Annotated in this window: 26 protein-coding genes and 1 other RNA gene; 8 read left to right on the top strand and 19 right to left on the bottom strand. The window is 67.4% G+C overall.

The window, feature by feature from the left end:
• Positions 1 to 8 precede the first annotated feature (8 nt).
• From DD559_RS00745 to DD559_RS00735, 3 genes are read right to left on the bottom strand one after another with little or no spacing between them, the layout of a single operon-like run.
• Positions 9 to 974, bottom strand: a complete 966-nt coding sequence (locus DD559_RS00745) for an MlaD family protein (RefSeq protein ID WP_116467510.1) — start codon at positions 972 to 974, stop codon at positions 9 to 11.
• Positions 974 to 1,789: an ABC transporter ATP-binding protein gene (locus DD559_RS00740; protein ID WP_116467509.1), complete on the bottom strand. Its 816-nt coding sequence runs from the start codon at positions 1,787 to 1,789 to the stop codon at positions 974 to 976. Before DD559_RS00740 ends, DD559_RS00745 begins: the two co-directional genes overlap by 1 nt.
• The gene (locus tag DD559_RS00735) at positions 1,786 to 2,895 is read right to left on the bottom strand and encodes an ABC transporter permease (RefSeq protein ID WP_116467508.1); all 1,110 of its coding nucleotides are present in this window, start codon (positions 2,893 to 2,895) and stop codon (positions 1,786 to 1,788) included. Before DD559_RS00735 ends, DD559_RS00740 begins: the two co-directional genes overlap by 4 nt.
• A gap of 61 nt (positions 2,896 to 2,956) precedes the next feature.
• On the opposite strand from DD559_RS00735, the gene DD559_RS00730 reads away from it, so the two are divergent.
• Together DD559_RS00730 and DD559_RS00725 are read left to right on the top strand one after the other, a co-directional pair.
• Positions 2,957 to 3,631, top strand: coding sequence for an HAD family hydrolase (locus tag DD559_RS00730; protein ID WP_116467507.1), 675 nt, complete (start codon positions 2,957 to 2,959; stop codon positions 3,629 to 3,631).
• Positions 3,632 to 3,721: 90 nt separating this feature from the next.
• Positions 3,722 to 5,431, top strand: a complete 1,710-nt coding sequence (locus DD559_RS00725) for a histidine kinase famiy protein (protein WP_116470621.1) — start codon at positions 3,722 to 3,724, stop codon at positions 5,429 to 5,431.
• A 16-nt stretch (positions 5,432 to 5,447) separates the two neighbouring features.
• Here the strand turns inward: DD559_RS00725 and DD559_RS00720 are convergent, their stop codons facing one another.
• The 4 genes from DD559_RS00720 to DD559_RS00705 form a co-directional block, all read right to left on the bottom strand.
• Entirely contained in the window at positions 5,448 to 6,455 is a 1,008-nt protein-coding gene (locus DD559_RS00720; protein ID WP_116467506.1) for a glycosyltransferase family 4 protein, read from the bottom strand.
• Between the two features lie 112 nt (positions 6,456 to 6,567).
• Positions 6,568 to 8,178, bottom strand: coding sequence for an alpha-amylase family glycosyl hydrolase (locus DD559_RS00715; RefSeq protein ID WP_116467505.1), 1,611 nt, complete (start codon positions 8,176 to 8,178; stop codon positions 6,568 to 6,570).
• Positions 8,175 to 9,290 (bottom strand): glycoside hydrolase family 130 protein, encoded by a 1,116-nt coding sequence (locus DD559_RS00710; protein WP_116467504.1) that lies wholly within the window; start codon positions 9,288 to 9,290, stop codon positions 8,175 to 8,177. The genes DD559_RS00715 and DD559_RS00710 overlap by 4 nt, the downstream gene beginning before the upstream one ends.
• 37 nt (positions 9,291 to 9,327) lie before the next feature.
• On the bottom strand, positions 9,328 to 9,630 hold the full coding sequence (locus DD559_RS00705) for a chorismate mutase (RefSeq protein ID WP_116470620.1): 303 nt from the start codon (positions 9,628 to 9,630) through the stop codon (positions 9,328 to 9,330).
• A gap of 81 nt (positions 9,631 to 9,711) precedes the next feature.
• On the opposite strand from DD559_RS00705, the gene DD559_RS00700 reads away from it, so the two are divergent.
• The gene (locus tag DD559_RS00700; RefSeq protein ID WP_116467503.1) at positions 9,712 to 10,725 is read left to right on the top strand and encodes a polyprenyl synthetase family protein; all 1,014 of its coding nucleotides are present in this window, start codon (positions 9,712 to 9,714) and stop codon (positions 10,723 to 10,725) included.
• A 15-nt stretch (positions 10,726 to 10,740) separates the two neighbouring features.
• On the opposite strand, the gene DD559_RS00695 is transcribed toward DD559_RS00700, so the two are convergent.
• On the bottom strand, positions 10,741 to 10,950 hold the full coding sequence (locus DD559_RS00695) for a hypothetical protein (protein WP_116467502.1): 210 nt from the start codon (positions 10,948 to 10,950) through the stop codon (positions 10,741 to 10,743).
• A gap of 60 nt (positions 10,951 to 11,010) precedes the next feature.
• Between DD559_RS00695 and hrpB the strand changes: the two genes are divergently transcribed.
• Together hrpB and DD559_RS00685 are read left to right on the top strand one after the other, a co-directional pair.
• Positions 11,011 to 13,554 carry an ATP-dependent helicase HrpB gene (gene hrpB, locus DD559_RS00690; RefSeq protein WP_116467501.1) on the top strand — a complete coding sequence of 848 codons (2,544 nt, stop codon included), beginning with the start codon at positions 11,011 to 11,013 and terminating at the stop codon, positions 13,552 to 13,554.
• A gap of 11 nt (positions 13,555 to 13,565) precedes the next feature.
• Positions 13,566 to 13,847, top strand: a complete 282-nt coding sequence (locus DD559_RS00685; protein ID WP_116467500.1) for an ETC complex I subunit — start codon at positions 13,566 to 13,568, stop codon at positions 13,845 to 13,847.
• 179 nt (positions 13,848 to 14,026) lie between these two features.
• Here DD559_RS00685 and DD559_RS00680 read toward each other — a convergent pair whose 3' ends face one another.
• From DD559_RS00680 to DD559_RS00665, 4 genes are read right to left on the bottom strand one after another with little or no spacing between them, the layout of a single operon-like run.
• On the bottom strand, positions 14,027 to 14,554 hold the full coding sequence (locus DD559_RS00680; protein WP_116467499.1) for an NUDIX hydrolase: 528 nt from the start codon (positions 14,552 to 14,554) through the stop codon (positions 14,027 to 14,029).
• Positions 14,555 to 14,564: 10 nt separating this feature from the next.
• Positions 14,565 to 15,236: a TPM domain-containing protein gene (locus DD559_RS00675; RefSeq protein WP_116467498.1), complete on the bottom strand. Its 672-nt coding sequence runs from the start codon at positions 15,234 to 15,236 to the stop codon at positions 14,565 to 14,567.
• A 2-nt stretch (positions 15,237 to 15,238) separates the two neighbouring features.
• Positions 15,239 to 16,126, bottom strand: a complete 888-nt coding sequence (locus DD559_RS00670; protein ID WP_116467497.1) for a TPM domain-containing protein — start codon at positions 16,124 to 16,126, stop codon at positions 15,239 to 15,241.
• Positions 16,127 to 16,152: 26 nt separating this feature from the next.
• Positions 16,153 to 16,743: a LemA family protein gene (locus DD559_RS00665; protein WP_116467496.1), complete on the bottom strand. Its 591-nt coding sequence runs from the start codon at positions 16,741 to 16,743 to the stop codon at positions 16,153 to 16,155.
• A gap of 147 nt (positions 16,744 to 16,890) precedes the next feature.
• Between DD559_RS00665 and mscL the strand changes: the two genes are divergently transcribed.
• Complete coding sequence (mscL, locus tag DD559_RS00660; protein ID WP_116467495.1) at positions 16,891 to 17,349, top strand: large conductance mechanosensitive channel protein MscL; 459 nt, start codon at positions 16,891 to 16,893, stop codon at positions 17,347 to 17,349.
• Here the strand turns inward: mscL and DD559_RS00655 are convergent.
• Positions 17,346 to 17,777 carry an RrF2 family transcriptional regulator gene (locus tag DD559_RS00655; protein ID WP_116467494.1) on the bottom strand — a complete coding sequence of 144 codons (432 nt, stop codon included), beginning with the start codon at positions 17,775 to 17,777 and terminating at the stop codon, positions 17,346 to 17,348. The genes mscL and DD559_RS00655 overlap by 4 nt on opposite strands.
• A gap of 59 nt (positions 17,778 to 17,836) precedes the next feature.
• Between DD559_RS00655 and ssrA the strand changes: the two genes are divergently transcribed.
• Positions 17,837 to 18,182: a transfer-messenger RNA gene (gene ssrA, locus DD559_RS00650) on the top strand.
• A 49-nt stretch (positions 18,183 to 18,231) separates the two neighbouring features.
• On the opposite strand, the gene DD559_RS00645 is transcribed toward ssrA, so the two are convergent.
• Positions 18,232 to 19,383 carry a glycosyltransferase family 4 protein gene (locus tag DD559_RS00645; protein WP_116467493.1) on the bottom strand — a complete coding sequence of 384 codons (1,152 nt, stop codon included), beginning with the start codon at positions 19,381 to 19,383 and terminating at the stop codon, positions 18,232 to 18,234.
• 183 nt (positions 19,384 to 19,566) lie between these two features.
• On the opposite strand from DD559_RS00645, the gene DD559_RS00640 reads away from it, so the two are divergent.
• The gene (locus DD559_RS00640; protein WP_165830945.1) at positions 19,567 to 20,271 is read left to right on the top strand and encodes a fatty acid desaturase CarF family protein; all 705 of its coding nucleotides are present in this window, start codon (positions 19,567 to 19,569) and stop codon (positions 20,269 to 20,271) included.
• A gap of 12 nt (positions 20,272 to 20,283) precedes the next feature.
• On the opposite strand, the gene DD559_RS00635 is transcribed toward DD559_RS00640, so the two are convergent.
• The 5 genes from DD559_RS00635 to mnmA form a co-directional block, all read right to left on the bottom strand.
• Positions 20,284 to 21,537 (bottom strand): capsule polysaccharide biogenesis protein, encoded by a 1,254-nt coding sequence (locus tag DD559_RS00635; protein WP_116467491.1) that lies wholly within the window; start codon positions 21,535 to 21,537, stop codon positions 20,284 to 20,286.
• Positions 21,534 to 23,144: a capsular polysaccharide export protein, LipB/KpsS family gene (locus DD559_RS00630; protein WP_116470619.1), complete on the bottom strand. Its 1,611-nt coding sequence runs from the start codon at positions 23,142 to 23,144 to the stop codon at positions 21,534 to 21,536. Before DD559_RS00630 ends, DD559_RS00635 begins: the two co-directional genes overlap by 4 nt.
• Positions 23,145 to 23,172: 28 nt before the next feature.
• Positions 23,173 to 24,006: a 3-deoxy-manno-octulosonate cytidylyltransferase gene (locus DD559_RS00625; protein WP_116467490.1), complete on the bottom strand. Its 834-nt coding sequence runs from the start codon at positions 24,004 to 24,006 to the stop codon at positions 23,173 to 23,175.
• Complete coding sequence (locus tag DD559_RS00620) at positions 24,003 to 24,947, bottom strand: KpsF/GutQ family sugar-phosphate isomerase (protein ID WP_240610066.1); 945 nt, start codon at positions 24,945 to 24,947, stop codon at positions 24,003 to 24,005. The genes DD559_RS00625 and DD559_RS00620 overlap by 4 nt, the downstream gene beginning before the upstream one ends.
• A 182-nt stretch (positions 24,948 to 25,129) precedes the next feature.
• Positions 25,130 to 26,227 carry a tRNA 2-thiouridine(34) synthase MnmA gene (mnmA, locus tag DD559_RS00615; protein ID WP_116467488.1) on the bottom strand — a complete coding sequence of 366 codons (1,098 nt, stop codon included), beginning with the start codon at positions 26,225 to 26,227 and terminating at the stop codon, positions 25,130 to 25,132.
• Positions 26,228 to 26,349: the final 122 nt, after the last annotated feature.

The following is a 26,349-nucleotide window of genomic DNA, read 5'->3' as shown; positions in this document are numbered from 1 at the left end:
CCGGGTCCTCACTTCTTCGGCTTATAGGTGGGCAGCGCAGGCGCGGAGATCAGGCTGGAAGCTCCCCCCTGATCCAGCCGGTGCGCGACATTGGTGAGCGCGATCGACATTTCGCGCAGATCCTGCACGAGCTGGCCGACCTCGGGCATCGTCTTGTTCGAAAAAGTCTGGATGCCGGGCCGCGCATCGCCGATCGTTGCATCCAGCGTCTCGACGCTCTTGCGTGCCGCGGTGATCGTCGCATTCAGATTGGCGATGGTCGGCTTGATGTCGCTTGCCATCATCCCGTTGGTCGTCTCGGCGAGCTGGCCGATCTGCTGCGCGGCCATGCCCGCCTGCTGGATGGCGACGCGGGTTTCCGCCAGTGTCGCGGCGATTTCGGGACCGCGATCGGCAAGCGACTTGGTCAACCTATTGGTGTTCGCGAGAATGCCAGAGATCGAGGCCTGGTTCTTCGCATCGAGCAGGTCGGAGACGCGTTCGGTGAGCGTGGTAAGGCGTTCGAGAAGCTTCGGCGCCGAGCTGAGCAGCGCGCCCAGGCCGCCCTGCTTGGTCGGAATCACCGGCACGCCCAGCGGGCAGGCGGCGAGGGGATTGTCCTTCGGGCATTCGATCGGCGGCTGGCCCTTCACTGCCCCGTCCAGCTGCACGGTGCTGGGGCCGGTGAAGCTGCCCTGGATGGTGGCGTTGGTGCCTTCCAGGATCGGCACGTCCGGCCGCACGCTGATGCGCACGCGCACCAGGCTGGGATCGGGCCGCCAGAACTGGATTTCCTTCACCTGTCCGGCGGGCACGCCCGAGAAGCTGACCGACGAGCCGGGGCTCAGGCCGTCGACGGACTGTTTGAAGAAGATGTCGTACTGGCGCTCGTCGCCGCCGCCCAGCCGCGACAGCCAGACGATGAACAGCGCGAGCACCGCGAGCAGGATCAGCACCACCGCGCCGACCAGCACATGATTCGAACGCGTTTCCATCAGCCCCTCTTATCCTCATGCACGCGCCGGTTCGGGCCCGCGACCGCGGCGCGCCCGCGCGGTCCGTTGAAATATTCCTGGATCCACGGGTGGTCCAACGCCAGCAGCTCATCAATGGTGCCGACCGCGATCACGCGCTTGTCCGCCAGCACCGCCACGCGATCGCAAATGGCATAGAGCGTATCCAGATCATGGGTGATCAGGAACACCGTGAGGCCGAGCGTCTTCTGGAGCGAGGCGGTGAGTTCGTCGAACGCCGCAGCGCCGATCGGATCGAGCCCGGCCGTCGGTTCGTCGAGGAACAACAGATCGGGATCGAGCGCCAGCGCGCGGGCAAGGCCGGCGCGCTTCTTCATGCCGCCCGAAAGCTCGGCAGGATATTTTGGCGCAGCCTCGGGAGGGAGGCCGGTCATCACCACCTTGTAGGCGGCGATTTCCTCCAGCAGCGCCTGATCGAGCCCGGGATAGAATTCCTTGAGCGGGACCTGCACATTCTCGGAAACGGTGAGCGTGGAAAACAGCGCCCCGCCCTGGAACAGCACGCCCCAGCGCTTGCGCATCGCCACGGCATCGGTTTCCTCGCGGCCCAGCGAATTCTCGCCGAACACTTCCACGGTGCCGTCCAGCGGGGGCTGCAGGCCGATGATCGAACGCATCAGCACCGACTTGCCGGTGCCCGAACCACCGACCACGCCCAGGATTTCGCCACGGCGCACGTCGAGATCGAGATTGTCGTGGACGATCTGCTCGCCGAATCCGTTGCGCAGGCCGCGCACGCGGATCAGGATTTCCTGTTCGTCAGAGGATTGGTTCATATCCAGCCGATCTCGCTGAAGAACACGGCGAAGAAGGCGTCGAGCACGATCACCAGGAAGATCGCCTGCACCACCGCCGTCGTCGTGCGCTGGCCGACCTGCTCGGCATCGCCTTCCACCTGCATCCCGTGGAAGCAACCCGCCAGGGCGATGATCGCGCCGAACACCGGCGCCTTGACCAGCCCGACCCAGAGATCGGTGAGCGGCACCACTTCGCGGATGCGCTGGATGAAGGTGACGGGCGGGATATCGAGGCTGACCCAGCAGAGCAGGCCGCCGCCGATGATCGAGATGATCGAGGAATAGAAGCCGAGCAGCGGCAGCATGAACACCACCGCCAGCGTGCGGGGGAGCACCAGCGCCTCCATCGGCGATACGCCGATCGTGCGCATCGCATCGATTTCCTCGGTCAGCTTCATCGTGCCGATCTGCGCGGCGAAGGCGGAACCGGATCGACCTGCGATCATGATCGCGGTCATCAGGATGCCAAGTTCGCGCAAGGTGATGCGGCCGAGGAGATTGATCGTGTAGATTTCCGCACCGAACTGGCGCAACTGCACCGATCCCTGCTGGGCAATGACGATGCCGATCAGGAAGCTCATCAGCCCGATGATGCCGAGCGCGCCGACGCCGACAACCTCGAAGCGCTGTACCGTCGCGTTGAAGCGGAAGCGACGCGGATGGGTGATGACGTTCCACAGCGCGATCACGGTCGCGCCCATGAAGCCGAGCAGGCCATACAGCGTCTTGCCCGAATTCACGACCGCAGCGCCGATTTCGTTGAGCGCACGGGTAAACGACCCTGGCGACGGCGGCGGGAGCTGGATCGGATGTTCGGCGGCGACCACCTGGTCGAGCAGGTGCTGTTCGTCGGCATCCAGCCCGTCGATCGTCGCGCCGCGATCGCGCGCAAAGCGGTGGATCACCCAGGCGCCAACCGTATCCATCCGGCCTACGGCGCTGAGATCGAGGCGCGTCACCGCACCGTCGATGGCTTCCAGCCTATTCGGAAGGTCGCCCAGAAAGGCGAGCGACAGATCACCGGAGAAGCGGAGCACCGCTTCCCCGTTTGCGTCGGTCCGTTCGAAATCGGCTGCTGCCCTCATCGAATCACCCTTTCCGCGATTCCTGCTGGAACAGCAAGTTTTCCCGTGGCTAGAGAGCGCAATGGAACGCCTCGCAATCTACGACATGGACAAGACGATCACCGCGAAGCCGACTTGGACGCGGTTTCTGCTCCACGTTGCGCGGGCCCGTGCGCCGTGGCGGCTGGCCTTGCTGCCGATCGCCGGCCTGGGCGGCGTCGCCTATCTGCTGCGGCGCATGGATCGCGCCGCGCTGAAGCGGCTCTCCCATCGGCTGATGCTGGGCCGGGCGCTGCCGCCGGCGGAGCTGGCGGCGGTTGCCGAAGCCTTTGCCGAGCTGGAGATGCGCGAAGGCGTGCTGCGTGGCGCCCAGGACCAGATTGCCGCGGATCGCGCCGCCGGATACCGGCTGGTGATGGCAACCGCGTCCCACCGCTATTATGCAGAGGCGATCGGCAGGCGGCTGGGCTTCGACGATGTGATCGCCACCAATGCGAAGCGGGATGGGCGCGGGCATATTCTCTCCGATCTCGAGGGCGAGAACTGTTACGGCCCCGTAAAGCTCCACATGATTGAAAATTGGTTGGCGGCGGCAGGGCTGAACCGTGCCGACTGCCATGTCCGTGCCTATTCGGACCATGTCTCCGATGCGCCGCTGCTCGCCTGGGCCGACGAGGCCTTCGCCGTCAATGCCCATGGACCGCTGGCGCGACTCGCGGCGGTGCGGGGATGGCCCCTGCTGCACTGGCGCGGGTGACGCTTTTTTCGAACCTATGCAAAGGTTCGCAACCGAAACAGCGGCTTGTGCATTATCCTGCCCGATGCGATCGTGATCGTGAGGAAGCGCGTGGGAAGTGACGAGGTGGAAAAGCCGGCAGCGACCGGGGTGCCTGCGGGCACCGACCTGAAGGACGGCACCTCCTACAGCCCGACCGGCGCCAACCCGACGCATCACTGGAAGCGGTCGACGGTGATGGTGCCGGGCCTGGGCGATCGCGGCACGATCTTCTTCGCTGCGCTGCAAATGACGCGGATGCCAATGATCATCACCGATCCGAGGCAGAGCGATAACCCGATCGTCTTCGCGAACAAGGCGTTTCTCGACCTTACCGGATATGAGGAAAGCGAAATCCTCGGTCGCAACTGCCGGTTCCTGCAGGGCGCGGAGACCGATCGAGACGCGGTCGCCGAACTGCGCGAGGCGATCCGGCAACGAGAAGCCATTGCGCTGGAACTGATCAACTATCGGCGCGACGGATCCCCCTTCTGGAACGCGGTGTTCGTCGCTCCGGTTCTCGATGCGGATGGTGAACTGCTTTACTTCTTCGCCAGCCAGTTGGACGTGACGCGGCGCCGCGCCTCGGAGCAGGCATTCCGCCAGGCGCAGAAGATGGAGGCGATCGGCCAGCTGACCGCCGGCCTTGCACATGATTTCAATAATCTGCTCCAGGTCGTCTCTGGCAATATCGACATCGTCGCGACGCAGGTGGCGGACGAACGGCACCAGAGACTGCTGACCAACGCGGCGCGTGCCGCCGATCGCGGATCGAAGCTGACGCGGCAGCTGCTCGCCTTCGCCCGCAAGACGCGACTGGAACCGAGGCGGGTAGAGCTCAACCAGCTGATCCATGAATTCGGCGATCTGCTCGACAACACGGTGGGCGCGCAGATCCGGCTGGTCACGACGCTCGAGCGCCGGCTGCCCCCGGTGCAGATCGACCCGACCCATCTCGAAATGGCGATCCTCAACGTGTTGCTGAACGCGCGCGATGCGATGCCCCGCGGCGGCACCGTGACGATTTCGACGCGGCTTTGGAAGCTCAACGGTGACGCACCGATGCACCAGCTGCCCGAAGGCGATTATGTGGTGCTGACGATCCGCGACGAAGGCACCGGCATGACGGAGGAAGTGCGCCGCCGCGCCATCGAACCCTTTTTTACGACCAAGGGCGCCGAGCGCGGCACCGGCCTGGGCCTGGCCATGGTGCACGGCTTCGTTCAGCAATCGCTGGGTCGGCTGGAAATCGACAGCATCGCCGGCGAGGGAACCGAGGTGCGAATGCTGTTTCCCACCGCGACCAGCGCCGCCACGGTCGCACCGCCCCTGGCGCCAAAGCTGGAGGCTGGCGCCGGCGTGGCGGGGGGCAGCGAGACGATCCTGCTGGTGGAAGACAGCGACGACGTCCGTGCGCTCGCACAGGAACAGCTCATGGCGCTCGGCTATCGCGTGCTGCTGGCCGCCAGCGGCGAAGAGGCGCTGGAGCGGATCAAGACCGAGACGATCGACCTTCTGTTCACCGATATCGTCATGCCCGGCGGCATGAGCGGGCTCGAACTGGTCGAGCAGTTTCGTACCCTTCAGCCGGAGACGCCGGTGCTGATGACCACGGGCTATAACGAGGATCTTGTCGCCGACATTCCGCGCGGCACCAATCTGGACGTTATCGGCAAGCCCTATCGCCGGGAGCAGCTGGCAGACCGCATCCGTTCGGCGCTCGACCGGCGTTCGCCGGAGCCGCGACGTAAGGGGAATCCGTTCGGCGCCGTGGAGGCCTGAACCGCCCGCCCGCCGATCAGCCGTCAAGGATGCGGCGGTACAGGGCGATATACCGATCCGCCATCGCCTCGACCGAAAAGCGGGCTTCGACGGCGGCGCGGCAGGCGGCGCGATCGATCGCTGCGGCGCGATCCACCGCCACCACCGCTTCCTCCGCCGAGGAGAGCAGCAGACCCGTTGTGCCGTCGTCGATGAGCTCGGGCATCGATCCGCGACGGATGGCGATCACGGGGGTGCCGCAGGCCATGGCCTCGATCACCGACAGGCCGAAGGGTTCGTCGAAGTGGATCAGGTGGAGTAGCGCGCGGGCGCTGCCCAGCGCCCGGATGCGCGCCTCGCCGCCGACCGGGCCGTGATAGACGATGCGGTCGTCGAGGTGCGGCTGCACCGCGCGCTCGAAATAGCCGTGATCCTGAATGATACCGTACAGGTTCAGGCGGCGGCCGGTGGCCTGTGCAACCGCGATCGCCTCGGCCGCGCCCTTGTCCGGATGCATCCGGCCGAAGAACAGCAGGTCGTCGCTCCCGGTCGCGTCGAAGGTGAAGTCGTCCAGCGGGATGCCGTGGTGGATCGTCGCGGCATAGCGCAGCGCCGGGTGCCGATCGGCATCGGAGATCGCGACATAGTGCACCCGGTCCTGAAAGGGCTGGTACATCGGCAGGATCCGCTCGGACGAAAAGCCGTGGATCGTCGTGACCATCGGCGTGTCGACCAGCGGCGCGAAGGCGTGGGCAGGGAAATCGGCCTGGTTGTGGATCAGGTCGAACTCGGCGGCGCGGGCGAACAGGTGCGAGAGATGGGCGAACTCCCATACTTTCGCGTCGATCGCCGGATCCTCTTCATAGCCGCGCGGCACCACCCCGGCGAGGCGGGCGGTGGTGACCGAATCCTGCGTGGCGAACAGGGTGACGTCCACGCCCCTGGCGACCAGCGCCTCGGTGAGCAGGCTCGTTACCAGCTCCCACGGGCCATAATGTCGCGGCGGGGTGCGCCAGGCGATCGGCGCGAGCATGGCGATCTTCATACGGCTATGCCCGAAGCGGTGCCGTGCCCCTGCGAAAGCAGGGGCCCAGGGTTGGAGAGCGAATCGCGTGTGGCACTGGGCCCCTGCTTTCGCAGGGGCACGGACGGGGTGGTCATGCGAGCAAAATGCCTTGGTTCGGGGCGAGGGAGAGGACAGCGCCATCCGCAATCCCGCCGTCATCCCCGCGAAGGCGGGGATGACGGGTAGGGGGCGTGGTGAGCGCGGGCGTCAACGTTTCCGCCCATGCCGGCAACACCAGCGTCTGCGCCGCATTCGACAGGTTCAGCGCCACCAGCACCCGCTCCTCGCTATGCCGCCGTTCATAGGCAAGCACCGCACCGTCGCTCGACACGGCGTGCCAGCTCCCCACGGATAGTGCCCGATGCGCCCGTCGCAGCGCGAGCAGCGCGCGGGTGAAGGTGAGCATCGAGCCTGCGTCGTCCCGCTGCACCATCACGTTGCGCTCGGCCCAGTCCGGGTTGAGCGGCAACCAGGGCTCGACCGTGCTGAACCCGGCATGCGCGCTGGCATCCCACGGCATCGGCGTCCGGACCTCGTCGCGGTTGAAGGCGGTATCGGGCTCGCGCAGCGCCTGCGGGTCCTGCACCCGCTCGGGCGGGATGGCGACGTTGGGCATGCCCAGCTCGTCCCCCTGGTACAATGTCGGGGTGCCGCGCAGGGTGAGCAGCAGCAGCATCGCAACCGCCGCCTGCGCCGGCCCCACCCGCGAGGCCACGCGCGGCTTGTCGTGGTTGCCGAGCACCCAGTTGGGCCAGCCATCGGCGGGCAGCGCGCCTTCATAGTCGGCGATCAGCTGCGCCAGCGCCCCGGCGTCCCAGCGCGCATCGAGCAGATGGAAGTTGAAGGGCAGGTGCACGCCATTGCCGCCCTCGCCATAATAGGCGACGAGGCGCGGGATCGGCAGGTAGATCTCGCCGATCAGCACGCGCTCGGGATAGGCGTCCGCCACCTCGCGCATCGCGGCGATGATTCCCATCATCTCGGGCTGGTCGGCCGAATGGGCGGGCAGCAGCCGCTCGATGTCCTGCATCCCCACGCGCCAGTCCGGATTGGCGGGGTTGTCGGGGAAGTCGGGGTGCTTGATCGCCAGCCACAGGACGTCGATGCGGAAGCCGTCGACCCCGCGATCGAACCAGAAGCGCATGGCATCGAGCATCGCCGCGCGCAGCTCCGGGTTGCGCCAGTTGAGCTCGGGCTGTTCCTTCAGGAACTGGTGGAGATAATATTGGCCGGTCGCCGCGTCCCATTCCCACGCGCTGCCGCCGAAATAGCTTTGCCAGTTGTTGGGTGGGCCGCCATCGGGCGCGGGATCGCGCCAGATATACCAGTCGCGCTTGGGGTTCGTGCGTGACGACCGGCTCTCCAGGAACCAGGGATGCTCGCTCGAGCTGTGGTTGGGCACGAAATCGAGCAGCAGCTTGAGGCCGCGCGCGTGGGCGGCGTCGCGCAAGCGGTCGAAGTCCGCGAGCGTGCCGAAGCGCGGATCGACCCCGCAATAATCGGCCACGTCATAGCCGAAATCCGCCATCGGCGATGGGAAGATCGGGGAGAGCCAGACCGCGTCGACGCCGAGATCCACCAGATAGTCGAGCCGTGCGGTGATGCCCGCCAGATCGCCGATCCCGTCGCCGTTCGCATCGGCAAACGAGCGCGGATAGACCTGATAGATCACGCCGGTCTGCCACCACAGCGGTTCGGTCATCGGAAGCGTTCCTTCGGGATGTGGGTGATCCGGCAGGCCAGATCCGCTTCGCCGCTGGCGACGATGTACCGATCGCCGGCGTCGACGAGTCCGGTGGTGAACACCACCGGCGTTGGCAGATAGAGCTGGTGCGCGATGTCCGCGGTCAGTGCCGGATTGGCTTCCAGCAGCGGCACCGTGTCTTCCTGGCGCAGGATGACGCTGGGATCGTCGCGATCGAGCAGCGCCCAGAAGCTGCGATAGATGCCCACGGTGTCGCGCTTCTCGACGCCGTGATAGATCATCAGCCAGCCCGCATCGGTCAGCACCGGCTGGCTGCCGCCGCCGATCCGCTGGTTCGAGGTGGAGCCCTTGCGGGCGCGCAGGCCGGGCTGGTCGAGCGGCTTCCAGTGCAGCCCGTCCGGCGAACGGGCGAGGTGGATCGACGGGCCGCCGAGATACGGCGAATCATCGGGATAGGCGAAATACACTTCTCCCAATGGCCTGGTGAGCGCATGGAAGAACCCGCCGATCCGCCCCTCGAACAGGATCATGTCCTTGTTCTGATGGTCGAGCACCACGCCCAGCAGGTCCCAGTCCAACCCCGTCGAAGATCGGTACATCGCGGTGCAGTGGCGCTCGGCGGAGACGCCGCACACCGTCATCCAGTAGGTGCCGTCGATCAACGTGATCCGTGCATCCTCGACGCCATAGTCGAGGTACGAGGCCGAGGGCGCGATCGCCTTGTCATAGTGCACCGCCACCACCGCACGGCCCGCCGCATCCAGTTCGACCGGCAGCAGCCAGGAGAGCGAGGTGAGGCCCAGCAGTCGGGGGCTGCGTGCCTTCAGCGCGAACTGGCGCGGATCGTCCATGTCTAGGCCGGCGACCGGATGGGCGTCCAGCACATAGCCCGAGGGCGTCCAGCGAATCGCCCGCGCCTGATCGCCGACGACCGGATCGCGCAGCGCTTCCGCGACGCGGACCATCAGCAGCAGATTGCCGTTCGGCAGCCGCGCGAAGCCGGGGTTGAAGGCACCCAGCACATAGGTCGGCTCGTCCACGCCTGCGCGCAGCGGCGAGCGGGTGAGGTCGACATCGTCGGGTCGGAAGATCAGGTAATCGTCGCTCAAGCGCTTGCCCCCTTGGGTGGTACGCCCAGCAACGGAGTCAGTCCCCCGCGGTTCCGGCTCCGGCTTCCTGGGCCTGGCGATGGTGGCGGATCACCTCGTCGATGATGAAACGCAGGAACTTCTCGGAAAATTCGGGATCGAGATCGGCATCCTGGGCCAGCGCGCGCAGGCGGGCGATCTGCGCTTCCTCCCGGCCGGGATCGGCGGGGGGCAGCCCGGATTCGGCCTTGTAGCGGCCGACCGCCTGGGTCACCTTGAAGCGCTCGGCGAGCATGAAGACGAGCGCCGCATCGATATTGTCGATGCTCTGGCGATAGCGGGTCAGCGTCGCGTCGGTCATGCGAATCTCCATTGCCGCTGCGGCACGGCCATGCAAGCACCTCTTGCCTTTGCAATGCACAAAGGCCAGAGGCACGTGCATATGAGCGCTACCGTCCACCGCCTGGGGTCGCGAACCCAACCCTCGCTCGATCCGATCATGGCGCTGGTCGCCCAGGACATGAACCTGGTGAACGCGGTGATCCTCGATCGCATGCAGTCGGAAATCCCGTTGATTCCCGAACTCGCCGGCCATCTGATCGCCGGCGGCGGCAAGCGGATGCGGCCGATGCTGACGCTCGCCAGCGCCCGGCTGCTCGGCTATACCGGCACGCGCCACCACAAGCTGGCCGCTGCCGTGGAGTTCATCCACACCGCGACCCTGCTCCATGACGACGTGGTCGACAGCTCGGACCTGCGCCGGGGCCGCCGCACCGCCAATATCATCTGGGGCAACCCGGCGAGCGTGCTGGTCGGCGACTTCCTGTTCAGCCGCTCGTTCGAGCTGATGGTCGAGGCCGAGAGCCTGAAGGCGCTGCGCATCCTCTCCGGTGCCAGCGCGATCATCGCCGAGGGCGAGGTGAACCAGCTGACTGCGGTGCGCCGGATCGACCTTTCCGAGGATCGCTATCTCGACATCATCGGCGCCAAGACCGCCGCGCTGTTCGCCGCGGCCTGCCGCGTCGCCGCCGTGGTCGCCGAGCGGCCCGAGGCGGAGGAGCTGGCGCTCGATGCCTATGGCCGCAACCTCGGCATCGCCTTCCAGCTGGTCGACGATGCGATCGACTATGTCTCGGACGCGTCGACCATGGGGAAGGATGCCGGCGACGATTTCCGCGAAGGCAAGATGACGCTGCCGGTGATCCTCGCCTATGCGCGCGGCAACGAAGCGGAACGCGCCTTCTGGAAGGAAGCGATTTCGGGCCGCCGCATCGCGGACGAGGATTTCGCCGAGGCGATCCGTCTGGTGCGCAGCTGCCGCGCGGTGGACGATACGCTGGCGCGGGCCCGCCATTATGGCCAGCGCGCGATCGATGCGCTGGGCGGCTTCCGCGCCTGCGAGGCGAAGGACGCGATGGTCGAAGCCGTGGAATTCGCGGTGGCGCGCGCCTATTGACGCGCGCCGCCGGGGTTACTCCTCGGTCGATTTTTCTTCGTCTTCGACTTCGATTACGTCGTCCTCGTCGATATCCAGTGCGTCCTCAATCGCTTCGACGATCAGGTCGAGCTGTTCATAGCTTGCGCTCAGCTCGATGGTTTCGCCTTCCTCGTCTTCCAGATGCAGCGTGTAGTCGCCGTCGCTATCCGGCGTGATGGTGAACTGGGAAAGGATTCGTGCCATGTCGCGCTCCTCTGGCGGTGAGTCCGCCTAACCACGCTTGTCCCGAATGGTTGCAGCCTGATGACGTCCACCCTGCCGATCCACGCCGTGTTGCCGGTGCTGCTCGATGCGCTGCGCGAACGCAGCAATGCCGTGCTGGTGGCACCGCCAGGGGCGGGCAAGACCACGGCGGTGGCGCCGGCGCTGCTCGGTGCGGCCTGGTGCGATGGCGAGATCCTGCTGCTCTCCCCCCGCAGACTCGCGGCGCGCGCGGCGGCGGAGCGGATGGCGGCGCTGGCGGGCGAGAGCGTCGGCAAGACCTATGGCTATGCCACGCGGATGGACAGCAAGCGCTCGGCGGCGACGCGGGTGACGGTCGTTACCGAGGGCATTTTCGTCAACCGCATCCAGTCCGATCCGGAACTGGCCGGCGTCTCCGCCGTGCTGTTCGACGAAGTGCATGAGCGCAGCCTCGACAGCGATTTCGGCCTCGCGCTGGCGCTGGATGCGCAGGCCGCGCTGCGGCCGGACCTGCGGCTGGTCGCGATGTCCGCGACGCTGGACGGAAGCCGTTTTTCCGGACTGATGGGCGACGCACCGGTGGTGGAGAGCGAAGGCCGCAGCTTTCCGCTGACGCTGCGCCATCTCGGCCGTGCGGCCGAGGCGCGGATCGAGGATTCGGTGGCGGGCGCGGTGCGACAGGCGCTGCGGGAGGAGACGGGGGGTATCCTCGCCTTCCTGCCCGGCGTCGCGGAGATCGAGCGGACGGCCGAGCGGCTGGGCGACATTGGCGGCGCGGTGCTCCACCGGCTGCATGGCAGCCTGGAGCCCGCCGCCCAGCGCGCGGCGATCGCGCCCGACCAGCAAGGGCGGCGCAAGATCGTGCTGGCGACCTCGATCGCCGAGACCTCGCTGACGCTCGACGGCATCCGGGTGGTGGTCGATTCGGGGCTCGCGCGCCGCCCACGCTACGATCGTGCGGCGGGAATGACGCGGCTGGTGACCGAGCGGGCGAGCCAGGCGGCGGTCACCCAGCGCGCGGGCCGCGCGGCGCGGCAGGGGCCGGGGACCGCCTATCGGCTGTGGGAAGAAGCGGCGACGGCGGGGCTGCCGCGCTTCGATCCGCCGGAAATCCTGGAAGCCGATCTGTCGGCGCTGATGCTCGATTGCGCGCTTTGGGGTGTGACCGATCCGCGCCAGCTCGCCTGGCTCGATCCGCCGCCCGAGGCGGCCATCGCCGAGGCGCGGGCGCGGCTGGGGGCGCTGGAGGCGATCGACGGCGATGGCCGCCCGACCGAGCATGGCAAGGCGATCGCCCGCCTGCCGCTGCCGCCACGGCTCGGCCACATGCTGGTCCGCGCGAGCGAACGCGGCATGGCGCGAACGGCCGCGGCGGTGGCGGTGCTGCTCGGCGAGCGGGGGCTTGGGGGCAATGATGCGGATCTGGAACTGCGCCTGCGCCGGTGGGAGGGCGAACGCGGCCAGCGTGCGGAGAACGCGCGGCGCCTGGCCGAACGCTGGAGCAAGCTGGTCCCCCCTCCCGCGCGCGGGAGGGGGCTAGGGGGTGGGCGCCCGCTCTCCACGCGCGAATCCGGTGCGGATGCCGGGGGCCCACCCCCCGGCCCCCTCCCGCGCGCGGGAGGGGGAGTGCAGGGTGAAGACGTCGCCCTCTGCGTCGCGCTCGCCTTCCCCGATCGGGTGGCCAAGCGCCGTGACGGCTCGGGCGAGACCTGGGCCTCGGTCGGCGGGCGCGGATTCAAGCTCGATCCGACCTCGCCGCTCGCCCGCGCCGATTGGCTCGCCGTCGCCGAGACGCAGGGCATGGCCGCCGGCGCGCGCATCCTTTCCGCCGCGTCGATCGACGCCGCCACGGTCGAATCGCTGTTCGCCGACCGGATCGAGACGCGCCGCACGGTCAGCTTCGATCCTACCACCGGCCGCATCGAAGCGCTGCGCGAGCGCCGGCTGGGCGCCGTGCGCCTCTCCGGCGGCAGCGATTCGGGCGCGTCGCCAGCGGAAATCGAATCGGCGCTACTCGAAGGCGTGCGCAGCCATGGGCTGCACCTGCTCCCCTGGTCCGACACCGGCCAGGCGCTCCGCACCCGCGCTGCCTATGCCGGGATCGAGGCGCTGACCGACGCGGCGCTGCTCGCCACGCTCGACGACTGGCTGCCCGCCGCGCTGGAGGGCAAGCGCCGGCTCGACGCGGTGTCCCCCGAATCGCTCAGCCAGGCGCTGCAGAACCTGCTCGGCTGGGACGGACAGAAGACGCTCGACCGGCTCGCGCCTGCGCGCTTCGAGACGCCTGCCGGCTCCAGCCACGCGATCGACTATGCCGCCGAGGCCGGCCCCACCGTCGAGGTGCGCGTCCAGGCGCTGTTCGGCCTGGCCGAGCATCCGATGATCGGCGGCAATGTGCCGCTGGTGCTCAGCCTCACCTCGCCCGCTGGCCGCCCCATTCAGACCACCCGCGATCTGCCCGGCTTCTGGAAGGGCAGCTGGGTGGCGGTGGCCAAGGAAATGCGCGGCCGCTATCCGCGCCATCCCTGGCCGGACGATCCCGCCGCGGCCTCCGCAACGCTACGGACGAAAAACGCTGATGCAAGGGCGCGCGGGGCGCGCTAAGGAGCGGTCCCATGAAGTCCGCTCGCATCTATCAGCGCGTCAAGAACGCGATGCAGTCCGGCCGCGCCCGGACCGACAACTGGGTCCTCGAGTTCGAGCCGCACACGCCGCAGCGCCCCGATCCGCTGACCGGCTGGGCCGGCGGCGGCGAGACGGCGAACCAGCTGCGCTTGTCCTTCCCGACGCTGGAAGCGGCCAAGGACTATGCCGAGCGCGAGGGCTATGCCTATCACGTGGTGCCGGCGCCGCAGCGCAAGCTCAAGCTGCAGGCCTACGCCGACAATTTCCGCTGATTGCGCGCGCTTCCCCGTGGGGAAGCTGCGGATGAAGTGCTGAAGCTTTCGTCGTCATCCCCGCGCAGGCGGGGATCCATTTGCCAGGACGCTTGGGATCGAGCCGTGCGGTTCCCACCAATGGATCCCCGCCTGCGCGGGGATGACAGGTGGTGTTGGCCGATCCGTAGAAGCGCGCCTCAGCCCCGCCCCAGCAGCGCGCCGCTGAGCAGCAGCAACATCTTCACGTCGACACCCATGCCCTGCGCGCGGCATTCGTCGATGAACGACGGCAGTTCGGCCATCGGCACATGGTGGACGTTGATGTCCTCGCCATCCACGCCGCCGCCCGCGCCGATTCGCGTCAGTCCATGCGCGCGCACCAGCGTGAAGCTTTCGCTCACCATGCCGGGCGAGGCGAAATACTCGCCAAGTTCCTCGACGCGTTCGCAAGCATAGCCCGCCTCTTCCGCCAGCTCGCGGCGGGCGGCGGCCTCGACCGTGTCGCCTTCCTCGGTATCGCCGATCAGTCCGGCGGGCAGCTCGATCGAGCGGCGGCCCATCGGCACCCGGTACTGGTCGACCAGAATGACGCGGTCCTCCTCGTCGATCGCGACGATCACTACGGCGCGGATGCCGCGGGCGCGGGCGACATATTCCCATTTGCCCTGGCGGCGCACGGTGATCCACTTGCCCGCCCAAGGGGTCTCGATCGGTTCGTCGGTCATGCGCGCTGCCTTAGAGTTCGATCAGCCGATCGGGAAGCTCGTTCACATCGTCGGCGGCGCGCGGGAAATGCTCGGCGAGCACGATGCCGATCTGCGCCACCGCCGCCGCCATGCCCTCGGCGACGCGCCCGTGCTTCACCTCGGCGAGCAATGCCGCCATCGCCGCCCCCCATATCTCGGGCGTGACGCGCGAATGGATCGCCGAATCGGCGAGAATCTCCGCGCGGTGCTCGGCGAGGCTGAGGTAGAGCAGCACGCCGGTGGACCCCGTGGTCCGCTTCTCCGCCGCCGTACGGAACAGCGTCAGCGCGCGGGCATGGACCCGCCGCGTCTTGGTCGATCCCGGGGCGAGCGCGATGCGCAGTGCGTCCTTTGCCAGCGCGACGCGGACGATGAGGAAGGTGAGCGCGCTGACCACCAGCGCGGCGGTGAGGTACCAGTGCGCCGGCACGGTCTGCGCCCAGGGATCGATCATCCGGCTGTGCAGCCATTCGATCGGCCAGGGCTGCCATGCGAGCAGCGCGAGCACCAGCAGCATGGCGAGTGCCGCCCATTGCAGCGCGACATCGGCATAATCGTCGGATCGGCGCGCGAGCACCGTGACGATCTCGCCGCTGGTGTTCGCCTCGGCTGCCGCCACGGCGGTCGCGACCCGTGCGCGGTCCTGATCGGTCAATCGCATCCTCACCAGCTCCCCGAAGCCCCGCCGCCGCCGAACGACCCGCCGCCGCCGGAGAAATCATCGCCGCCGCCGCCACCGTCACCCCAGCTGCCGTCATCGCCGCCGCTCCAACCACCGCCGCCGCCCCAGCCATCATTGCGGCGGCTCGCCTCGCGTCCGATTTCGTTAGCAATGGTCCAAAGCACGATCGGCAGCACGCCGCTGTCACGGTCGCGATAGGCGTCGCCGTCCCACGGGCCCGGGCGCCGCCGCCCGCCGAAGCGCGCCAGCATCGGCACCAGAACGACGACGAGGATGATGAACCAGAACAGCAGCCCGATCGGCAAGCCTCCGCCATGGCGCTTTCGTGCGGAAGACTTGGTCGCGGCATCCTGTGCCGCCTTGGCCTTCTGCTCGGCGGCCTCCAGCGGCTGTTTCATCTGCTCGGCGATAGCCTGCGCGCCCGCCACGATGCCGCCTGCCATGTCGCCCGCCTTGAATCTCGGGACGATGATGCCGTTGATGATCTGGCTCGACAGCGCGTCGGTCATGATCGGTTCGAGGCCGTAGCCTACCTGGATTGTCACCCGCCGTTCGCTGGGAGCGACGATCAGGATTATGCCGTTATCCGCGCCTTTCTGGCCGAGGCCCCAGGTGCGGCCGAGCTGATAGCCGTAATCGGCGATGTCATAACCCTGCAGGTCCGGGATCGTGGCAATGTAGAATTGCCGGCTCGACGCCTGCTGGATGTCGCGCGAAAGCTGGGTGAGCTGCGCCACCTGCTCCGGCGAGAGCAGGTGCGCATCGTCCACCACCCGGCCGGTCAGCTTCGGAAAGGTCGGATCCGCCAGCGCGCTCGTCGCCCCGGCCAACAGGGCGACGAGCAGCACGAGGAAACGCAGCACACGCATCAGCGACGCTCCGGGGGCGGGACGGATCAGTTGCCGTTCCCGAAGTTCACCGTGGGTGCGACGTCGGCGCCGGCCTTGGCCTGGAACGGCGTCATCGGCTTGGCGCCGTAGAAGATCTTGGCGCCCACCGCGTCGGGGAAGGTGCGGATGCGGGTGTTATAGTCCTGCACCGCCTGGTTATAGTCGCGGATCGCAATGGTGATGCGGTTCTCGGTGCCTTCGAGCTGGCTCATCAGCGTCGTGAAGTTCGCCTGGCTCTTCAGGTCCGGATAGGCCTCGGTGGTCGCGAGCAGGCGCGAGAGCGAGCCGCCCAGCTGCTGCTGCGCCGCCTGGAACTGCTGGACCTTGGCCGGATCGGTGAGATCATTGGCGTTGACCTGCACCGAGGTCGCCTTGGCGCGGGCGTTCATCACGTCCGCCAGGATCTTGCCTTCCGACGCCGCCGAGCCCTTCACCGTCGCGACGAGGTTCGGCACCAGATCGGCGCGGCGCTGATATTGTGCCTGCACGTCCGCCCATTTCGCCTTGGCGTTCTCCTCGGCGGTGGGGACGCTGTTGAGCCCGCAGGCCGAGAGCGACAGGGCTGCGATCGGCACGAGTGCGGTACGAAACTTCATGGGGAAGCAACCTCCAAATCCCATCAACAGGGTGTCTTATACGATGCCTACACTCCGGTACGGAAGCGAAATCGGATCCGCAGGGGGCTTGGCGCTTCGATCGGACTTGGCCATGGTCCGCCCGTTTCGCAATGGGAGAGACGGCGGATGTTGAAGGACTTCAAGGCGTTCATCGCACGGGGGAACGTGCTCGATCTCGCGGTCGGCGTGATCATCGGCGCGGCGTTCGGCAACATCACCAAGTCGCTGACCGACGATATCATTATGCCGGTCGTCGGCGCGCTGTTCGGGGGCGTCGACTTTTCCGGCTATTTCATTCGGCTGGGTGCGATTCCGGCAAGCTATAGCGGTTCGACGACCAGCTATGCCGCGCTGAAGGCGGCGGGCGTGCCGCTGTTCGGCTTCGGCCAGTTCATCACCGTGGTGATCAACTTCATCATCCTGGCGTTCATCGTGTTCGTGCTGATGCGGATGGTGAACAAGGTGCTCGCCGCGGCCGAGCGGGAAAAAGCCGCGGGTGTCGCGCCGCCTGCCGCCGATCCCGCCGATGTGGTGCTGCTGCGCGAGATTCGCGACGAACTGAAGAAGCGGAACGAGGCGGCTTAGGCCGCCGCGAGATCCTCTGCCACGGCATCGGCCAGGCTGGTGCCGTCCAGGATACGGGCGGTTTCGTCGCGTACCCGGGCCATCGCCTGGCGGATCGCGCAGGCGGCCTCATCCTTGCAGTCGTTGCAGGGGCGGTAGGCGGTGCGGCTGACGCAGGGGACCAGCGCCAGCGGCCCTTCGATCACCCGGATGATCTCGCCCAGCGAGATGAGGTGCGCCGGGCGGGCAAGACGATAGCCGCCCATCTTGCCGCGCGTGGAGGTGAGGAAGTTCGCCTCCCGTAGATCGGCCAGGATCAACTCGAGGAACTTGCGCGGAACATTGGCCTCCGCGGCGATGCGATTCATCGGCACGGGCGCGCCGCTGATCGGCTGTTCGGCAAGGAAGAGCATTGCGCGGAGCGCGTAGCGGGAACGCTGCGTCAACATGATGCACTCTCCATGCCAACCGAATGGGGCGGTGTGAAGGCGCTTAATCCGTGCAACCTGACCTTTTCATTAAGCGCAAAGGCCCTATATGGGGTTTTGCCGGGTTCGCCCGGCTATGGCGATAAACAATGGCGTGCAATAGATGCAGCGGACCCGGGGGCAGTACCCGGCGGCTCCACCATAACCGGTGGTGTATCTGGACACCGTTTCTGACGGGGCCGAACCAGGATCGACGTGTATTGAAAAGCGCTGTCTTCGCTCGGAATGGGACCACCGCAACGGCCCATTACACAAGTGCCAACGATAACGAAGCACTCGCTATTGCGGCGTAACCTCACGGCTTAACGGCCTAAGGTTATTCTAAAATGCGCGGTTGGGCCACACCGGGCAACAGAAGTGGACTCCAGCGGCCGCCAGGGGGGCCGGGCAACAGAACCCCCTGGACCTTCCGGATTCAGAGGCCGGCGAGCCAGGGCTCGACCGCGGCGAAATGCCCCTCCCAGCTGGGCATGGCATAGCCCTGCACGCGCGCCAGCTGCGCCGCGCGGACATCGCCGTCCTGCAGGTGGTGGGCAATCGCCGCGAGCCACGCCGCGCCATCGAGCGGATCGCAATAGATTGGCAGGTCGCCGGCGAGTTCGCGGAACACCGGCAGGTCGCTCGCCACCACCGGCGTGCCGACACCGAGCGCCTCCACCACCGGCAGGCCATAGCCTTCGGCGAAGCTGGGCATCAGCAGCGCGCGGGCGCCGCGCAGATGGCCGGCCAGCGCCCGGTCGTCGCAATCCTCGATCACCGTGACATGGCCCTGGAGCATCGGCAACCGGTCGAGCATCGCCAGCGCCGTCTGTGCTTCCCAGCCGCGCTGTCCGATGATGACCAGCTTTGGGCAGGCGGCGGCATTGTGGGTGATCAGCCGGCGCCAGAGCTGGAGCAGCAGGACGTGGTTCTTGCGCCCCTCGATCGTGCCGAGGGTGACGAAATAGGGCCGGTCCAGCGCGCTCGGCGGCGCGTCGGCGGGGAGGGGATGGCCGCCGAGCAGCGCCGCCAGCATCGGCGGGCAGGGCTTGCCCTCGGCCGCGGCAAAGGCGGCGAAATCGTCGAGCGTCGCCTGCGAATTGCCGATGATGCCGGTGGCGCTGGCGAGGGCGTTGGCCATGCGGCGGTGGTGGCGGAGATCCTCGCCGACGCGGCAGAATTCGGGGTGGGTGAGCGGGATCAGGTCGTGGATCAGATAGACCGGCCGCACCTGCGCCCGCTGGGCCCAGGTCACCAGCCCGGTCGCGTCGAGCCCGGTATGGCCGACATTGAGGTAGAGGCGCCCGTTGCCCGCCTGACCGCCGCGCTGCGCCACCACCGCACGCATTGCCAGCCGCGGCGCGCGGGTGCGGAAGCCGGGGCCTCCCTCGCGGATCAGCCGGAAGATCGCGTCGGACAGCGCGGGCGTGAGGACCTGGCGCAGATTGCCGCGCTGGACCACGGCCTGGGCGCGGGCGGCGAAGCGATCGACATAGGCCAGGCAGACCCGGTCGATGCCGGTTGGCAGACGGCCGGTCCAGGTGCGCCAGATCAGCCGGCTTACATCGATGAGAAGATCGCGCTGCATGGTCGCTGGAACGGAGTCTGCCTCGGCCGATTGGCGAATGCTGCTGGAACGCCGGAACAGTGGGTGGGCCGCCGAATTGCGCCGCCGGGCCCGATAAAGCAACCCGTTGCTGTGCGGTGGCGCAATGGCTAGGGAGAATTCTGAGACGAGCCGCCCTGCCGGCGGCACCGCATGGGGCCGAGGATGGCACGACAGATACTGATGCCATTGTTCCTGCTGTCGCTGGCAGGCAATGTTCTGGCAGTGCTGCTGGATCCCAGCTGGTGGGCGATTCCGGCGCTGCTGGTGGGGTGGTATGCTGCCGATCTCGCCTCGGGGCTGGTCCATATGTATATGGATTATCGCCCCTGTCCCGCGGGCAAAGGCCTGGATGCGCTGTATTTTTATCCGGGATCGCGCGAGTCCGAAGCATATAAGCTGCTGTGGCGCGAACGGATGTCGAAGGTGGGGCCGCTCGACCGCCTGGTCTATGATTTCAAGAACCACCATCCGCGCCCGAACGCGCTTGGCCGGCGCGACCTGTGGCGGCTGATCGGCAGCACCGTGATCCTGGCAGCACTGCCTGTTTCGCTCCTGCTCAACGCCACCGCCTATGCCGGGCTGCTTCCCGGCTGGGCGGCGGCGGGGGGCCTTGCCCTGATCGTGGGTGGTGCCTTCGCGCAATATTTCCACGGATCGCTCCATCGCGAGCGTAATCCCTGGATCGTGACGGCGCTGCGCCGCTGCCGGTTGCTGATGACGCCCGCGGCGCACCAGTTGCACCATGATACCTTGCAGCGCGACTTCGCTACCAATTGTGGATGGTCCAATCCGCTGGTGAACCGGCTGTTCCTTGCCCTGCGGCGACGCGGGATGCTGGACGATTCGGGGCTGGAGCCGGGGGCCTGATCGCTCCGCGCTTCAGGCGATGATCGAAACCGTTTCGAAGTCCGGGATTTCGCGTTTCTCGCGGCCCATCAGCCGTTCGAAGCTGGTTTCGATCAGGGTTTCGGTTGCGGACTCGCTCGCGAGACCGCCGCGGATCAGGCAGTGCTGGTGCAGCACGCGGCGGAACGCATCGAACAATGCCATGTCCGGCGCGGCCGGTGCGTCCCAGAACGCGTCCAGATGCCCCTGGTGCGTGATCCCGGGCACGTCGTAGATCGCATCGCCCAGCACGATCACCGGCCGGCCTGCGGCGAGCGCGAGCGTACCGGAGGTGCTGTTCACGCAGACCATCCCCTTGGCCTGTTCTGCCAGTGCGACGAGATCGCCGCCATCGAGATGGTGGACGCGATCCTCGATCCCGAGCGCACGGGCCCGGTGGCGCAGAAAGCGGCGCCAATTGTGGAAGCTGCAATCGAGCGGATGTTCCTTCACCAGCAGATGCGTGCCCGGCGGTGCGTTATGGGCGAAACTGTCCAGCACATAATCCGCAGCGGTGTACATCGTCCCGAACGGCGAATGTTCGCGGATCTGATAGTCGCCGTTCAGCTGGAGCGCGAAGAGATAGAAGGGCTTGTCCTTCAGCAGTGCCAGCGTTTCGCCCGCCTGCACGGTCCGGCGGCGGGACAGCAGGAACTTGCGCATCCAGCCAAAGCCTTCGATCACGATGATGGTCTTGCGGTGCGACGTGTAGAATGGAAAGCGCAGGCGCCCGGTGACGACGCGGTGATAATACCAGTAGGAATCGCGTGCGCGTCGGCCGAAGCTGGCAGTGATCGGCGGCAGGTTCGGAAGCGGCGGCAGGGTGCGGGCGCGGGCCAGCAGGGCTTCTGGATCGCGATTCAGCGTGGAATGGCCGTTCACCCCGTCCGGCTCCAGCGTCATCCAGTCGGGGCGGATATACCCTTCTTCGAAGACATGGATCGCGACGCCGCGCAGCTTGGCCAGCCGATGCGCCGCAAGATGCATCGGGCGGCAATCGCCGTACAGGACCAGATCGGTGATCGCATTCTCGCGCAGGAAGCGATCGAGGAAGATCGGCCAATGGCCTGGCAATCCGCGATAGTCGGTCGCTTCGCCGGGCCAGTCATAGACGTCGCCGCCGTTCAGGTTGATGCGATGGACGGATACGCCATGCGCGGCGATCTTCCGGCCCAGCTGCCAGAAGAACGGCCCCGGTGGCCCCTGCAGGAACAAAAAGGATCGCCTGGGGCGATGGATCCGCTTCATACACCCGATCCGATACGGACTAACATCCGTCTAACCATACCCTGTGCCGTGCGCAATCGTTCTAGAGGCGTCGGGGTTACCGTTTGTCCCGCGATCATCCGTTCGACCAGGCGTTCGACGTCGCAGGGCAACCCGGTCACCGGATCAAGATAGCGGGGGTAGAGGATCAGCGCCGCAGCGACCAGTTCTGGCAGGGTGCGGCGGGCGGTGCGGCGGGCGGGTACCGGCCCGAGATCGGTGGTGAGCCCCCAACCCGCATAGAATGGCACGCCGTGGGTGATCACTTCCCTGTTGCGCAACAGGGCTTCGAACCCGGCAAGGGATGTCAGCACATGCACCGCATCCGCGATATCGAGCAGGCTCGAAATCGGCGCCTGCCGCTCGATGCGATCGGCGTAGCGGGCGGCCACGCCGTCGTCGATCGCCCCCTTGCGATGGCCGGCCTCCACATCGGGGTGGGGCTTGTAGATCAGGAACGCATCGGGCTCGGCGGCGCGGGCAGCCTGGAGGAGCTCCAGATTGGTCTTGCCGCCCCCGCCGGTACGAACCGAGCGATCATCTTCCACCTGCCCGGTGACGAGCACATGACGGCGATCCCCGCCCGGCGGCGCGAGCCGTTCCAGGCCGCGGCCATATTTGCCCAGCCCGGCATCGACGATCCGCCGGATCAGGGCCGACGCCCGTTCGAGGGTTGCGGGATCGAATGCGGCCGTCTCGATCAGGACTTCGAGATCGCTTGGCTGGGCGGGATCGAAATGGATGCCGCGAAAATCGACCGCGACCGACAGCGGCGGCACGCAGTTGGCCCCCAGGCCGGCAGAGCGCAGGAAGCCGTCTTCGAGCTCCGCGATCTGCGCGCCGCGGCGTTCGAGCCGACGCAGCGTCGCGCCGGGAACCCGCGTCCGCCACAGCAGCGCCGTGCCCGGCGTGGCGGGCGAGGGGCGATAGCGCGGGCCGCTGCCGCCGTTCCAGAGCAGCGCTTCCACGGTTTCCCGTTTCCATCCGGCCACGCCCAGCACCTGGCCGATGCCGCGATTGCCGTCGATCAGGCGGCGCCAGGCGGCGAGCTGGTCGACGATCGCGGCGATGCTGCAGGGGGCGCCGGTGAACGGATCACGATAGTTGCGGCCCGCCAGCAATTCGGCATGGAGTATGCGCCCGATGCCCCCCGGCGTCTCGACGCCGTCGAAGCGGCCGGGGCCGAATATCCGGATCGCGCGCCCGGCAAGTGCCGCCACCAGTGCCAGTTCGTCGTTCGCGTCGATCAGCAGCAGCGATGCCTGCTCGGCAAGCGCCCATGGATCGATCGCCTCCCCGCTTGCAAGCTGGGGAAGGCCGCTGCCGGCGTGCCGGACAAGAACCGCCCGGCCCTGTTGCTCGGGGGACAGCGCCGCCACCATCGCAGCACGCTGCGTTGCGTCGGCGGGCGCCAGAAGGATGTCGCGACCCGCCGGGAAGCGCGGCTGCGCACCCCAGAACGCCCCTCCGATCCGATCGCGGCGCAGGGCTTCTGCCAAGGCATCGGGATCGCATTCTTCGTCGTGCGAAGCTGGCACCACGATCGGCAGTGCCCGCGCCCGCGGGAAGGGGGGAACACGCAGGAACATTGCCGGTTCCTGCCGCCGGACAAGCATGTCAGGCGAGCCCGCGGGCAGCGAGAATGGCTTCGATCGGGGCAAGATCGCTGGGATTGTTGAGTTCGATCGGATCCCAGTCCGGCGCATCCAGCACGACGACGTCGATCGGAATGCCGTGATGGAGGAAACGCAGCTGCTCCAGCCCTTCGGCCAGTTCGGCGGGCGAGGGGGGAAGCGCGCGGTAGCGCTGCAGTGCCTCCGGCCGATAGGCGTAGAGGCCGAGATGGAGCAGCACCGGGATCGCGCCTTCCAGCGGCGGTCCGCCCATGAACGGCAGCACCCGCTTCGAGAAATAGAGCGCCCGCCCCTTCGAATCGACGACGACGGTGGTGCCGCCGCTTCGGCCGGCGGCCTGATCGATCACCAGATGGGCATAGACGCTTGCCGAACAGGGGACCGCCACGGTGGCGACGGCGCAGTCGGGATGGCGCTCCATCCAGTCGGCGAGAGCGGCGACGAACTGGGGCGGCGTGAGCAGCGCGTCGCCCTGAAAATTGATGGCGTAGCTGGGCGAGATCGCCAGCGCCTCGATCGCGGCGGCAACGCGTTCGGTGCCGTTCAAGCAGCTGGCGGGCGTCAGCACCGGCTGTTCGCCAAGCGCCTGCACTGCCGCTGCGATGCGATCGTCGTCGGTCGCGATGTGCAGCGGCAGGGGCAGCCTGGCCGATCGCGCCGCCGCGATGCTGCGCGCGATCAGCGGCTGCGCGATCCCGGTTGCGCCGCGCAGCAATGCGAGCGGCTTGCCGGGATAGCGCGACGACGCATAGCGCGCCGGGATCACGATGATTCCTTCGCCTTGCACGGGCACGTCGACGGCCGGGTTCGGGATCATACGTTGAGGCGGAGATCGTGGATGTGCAGCAGCCCCCAGGGCCGGCGCGACGTTTCGGTTTCCATCACGAACAGGACGGTGATCTTGTTCTGCTGCATCCGGGCGATCGCATCGTCCACCGAGGCGTGCTTGGCGATGGTGATCGGATCGCGCGACATGATGTCGCCGGCGACCGCGATCAGCATCCGATCGAATGCCCGCCGCAGATCGCCATCGGTGATCACGCCGATCAGATCGCCTTCCGCGTCGACCACGCCGGCGACCCCCTTGCCGAACGAGGTCATCTCCAGAACGACGTCTCGGGCGCTGGCATCGGCGCGCACCAGCGGCAGCGGTTCGCTCTCGCCGATAAAGGCCTTGATCGTCTGCATCCCCCAGCCGATCCGGCCGCCGGGATGCCAGTGGGCCAGCTGCGTGCGCGAGATGCCGCGCTTGCGCATCGCCGACACCGCCAACGCGTCCCCGAGTGCCAGCATCATCGTGGTGGAGGTGGTCGGCGCGATCCCTTCCGGGCACGCCTCGCTACAGGGCGGGAGCAGCAGCGTCACCGTCGATCGCCGCGCTACCATCGATTCCGCCCCGGCGGTGATCGCGATCGCGGGCACCTTCAGCCGTTCGGCGTGCGAAAGCACGGCGGCGATTTCCGCGGTCTGGCCGGAATTGGAGAGCAGCAGCAGCAGGTCGCCTTCGCGCAGCATGCCCAGATCGCCGTGCGAAGCCTCGCCGGGATGCAGGAAATAGGCGGCGCTGCCCGTGGCGGAAAGCGTCGCCGCGATCTTGCGGGCGATATGCCCCGATTTGCCCATGCCGGCGAGAACGACCCGGCCCGGCGTCTGCACGAGCAGCTCGACGGCTTCGGCGAACCGGTGGTCCAGTTTCTCGGCGAGCAGCGTCAGCGCTGCTGCCTCCGCACGGATCACCGACGCGCCGGATTCAACCATGGACTCTACGCTCAATGCACGCATTTCATTCCCCGCACGCCCCCCGTGCATTACGATCGCCGCAGGTGCGCCCGGACCAACAACACCCGTTTTCATTCAGTTCCGCCAGCATCTTGCAGCCCGTTGGCCGGGATGCAAGCCTGGGTGCCGGCCATTCGTCGAATCGTGCGGCGGCGGCCAGGCTATTCCGCGCGTTCGGTTCCCGCGATCCAGCCGCCGCCGAGCACGCGATCCGCGGCATAGAGCACCGCCGCCTGCCCGGGTGCGACGCCATATTCGGGTTCCTCGAACACCAGGCGTTCGCCATCGAAACGGGCGGGCACCGGCTTGGCGAGGCTGCGGACTTTGGCGTGCATCGGCCCCTGATAGTCGCCGGCCAGCCAGTTGACGCCTTCCAGTCGCGCGGCGCGTACGGCCAGCGCGCGGCGCGGGCCGACGATCACCTGCTGGGTGGCGGCATCGAGTCGCAGGACGTAATAGGGTTCGGCGGCGCCGCCGATCTCGAGCCCGCGGCGCTGGCCGACGGTGAAGTGGATCAGCCCGCGATGCTCCCCCAGCTTGCGGCCCGCTTCGTCGACGATGTCGCCGCCGTCTGCCGCCTCAGGCCGCAGCTTCTTTACCAGCGATGCGTAATCGCCGTCGGGGACGAAGCAGATATCCTGACTGTCGGGCTTCCCCGCCACCGCCAGATCCAGCTCCGCCGCCAGTGCGCGCACTGCCGGCTTTGGCAGGCCGCCCAGCGGGAAGCGGAGGAAATCGAGCTGCGCCGCGGTTGTCGCAAACAGGAAATAGCTCTGGTCGCGCGCCGGATCGGCGGCGCGATGAAGTTCGGCGCCCTGCGGCCCGACGGCACGGCGGACATAATGTCCGGTGGCGAGACAATCGGCCCCGAGATCGCGGGCGAGCGCGAACAGATCGGTGAATTTCGGGCCCATATTGCATTTCACGCACGGAATGGGCGTGCGGCCGGCGAGATACTCGTCGGCGAAGTCGTCGATCACCTGGGTGCGGAAGCTGCTGGCGTGATCGAACACATAATGGGCGATGCCCAGCCTGTCGCACACCGCCCGGGCGTCGCGAATGTCGCGGCCCGCGCAGCAACTGCCGGCCCGGCCCACCGCTTCGCCATGATCGTAGAGCTGGAGCGTGATGCCGATCGTTTCCGCCCCGCTGCGCGCCGCGAGCGCTGCCACGACCGACGAATCGACGCCGCCGGACATGGCAACGACGATTCGCCGCGCCGACAACGGCTCGGGCAGCTGGAAATCACCTGGGTTCATGGCCGGCCAAATAGGGGTTTCCCGTTCCGGACGCTACCCGGTGCGCTCGGAAAGCCTTCGGGAACCAGGTTAAGCTACCCTTTGCTTGGCTTTTACCCGGCCTTCAGCACTGCCGGCGTAAA

The organism is Sphingomonas pokkalii (assembly GCF_003096275.1).
In the GTDB taxonomy this organism is placed as follows: domain Bacteria; phylum Pseudomonadota; class Alphaproteobacteria; order Sphingomonadales; family Sphingomonadaceae; genus Sphingomonas; species Sphingomonas pokkalii.
This window is presented reverse-complemented; position numbering and strand designations above follow the sequence as displayed.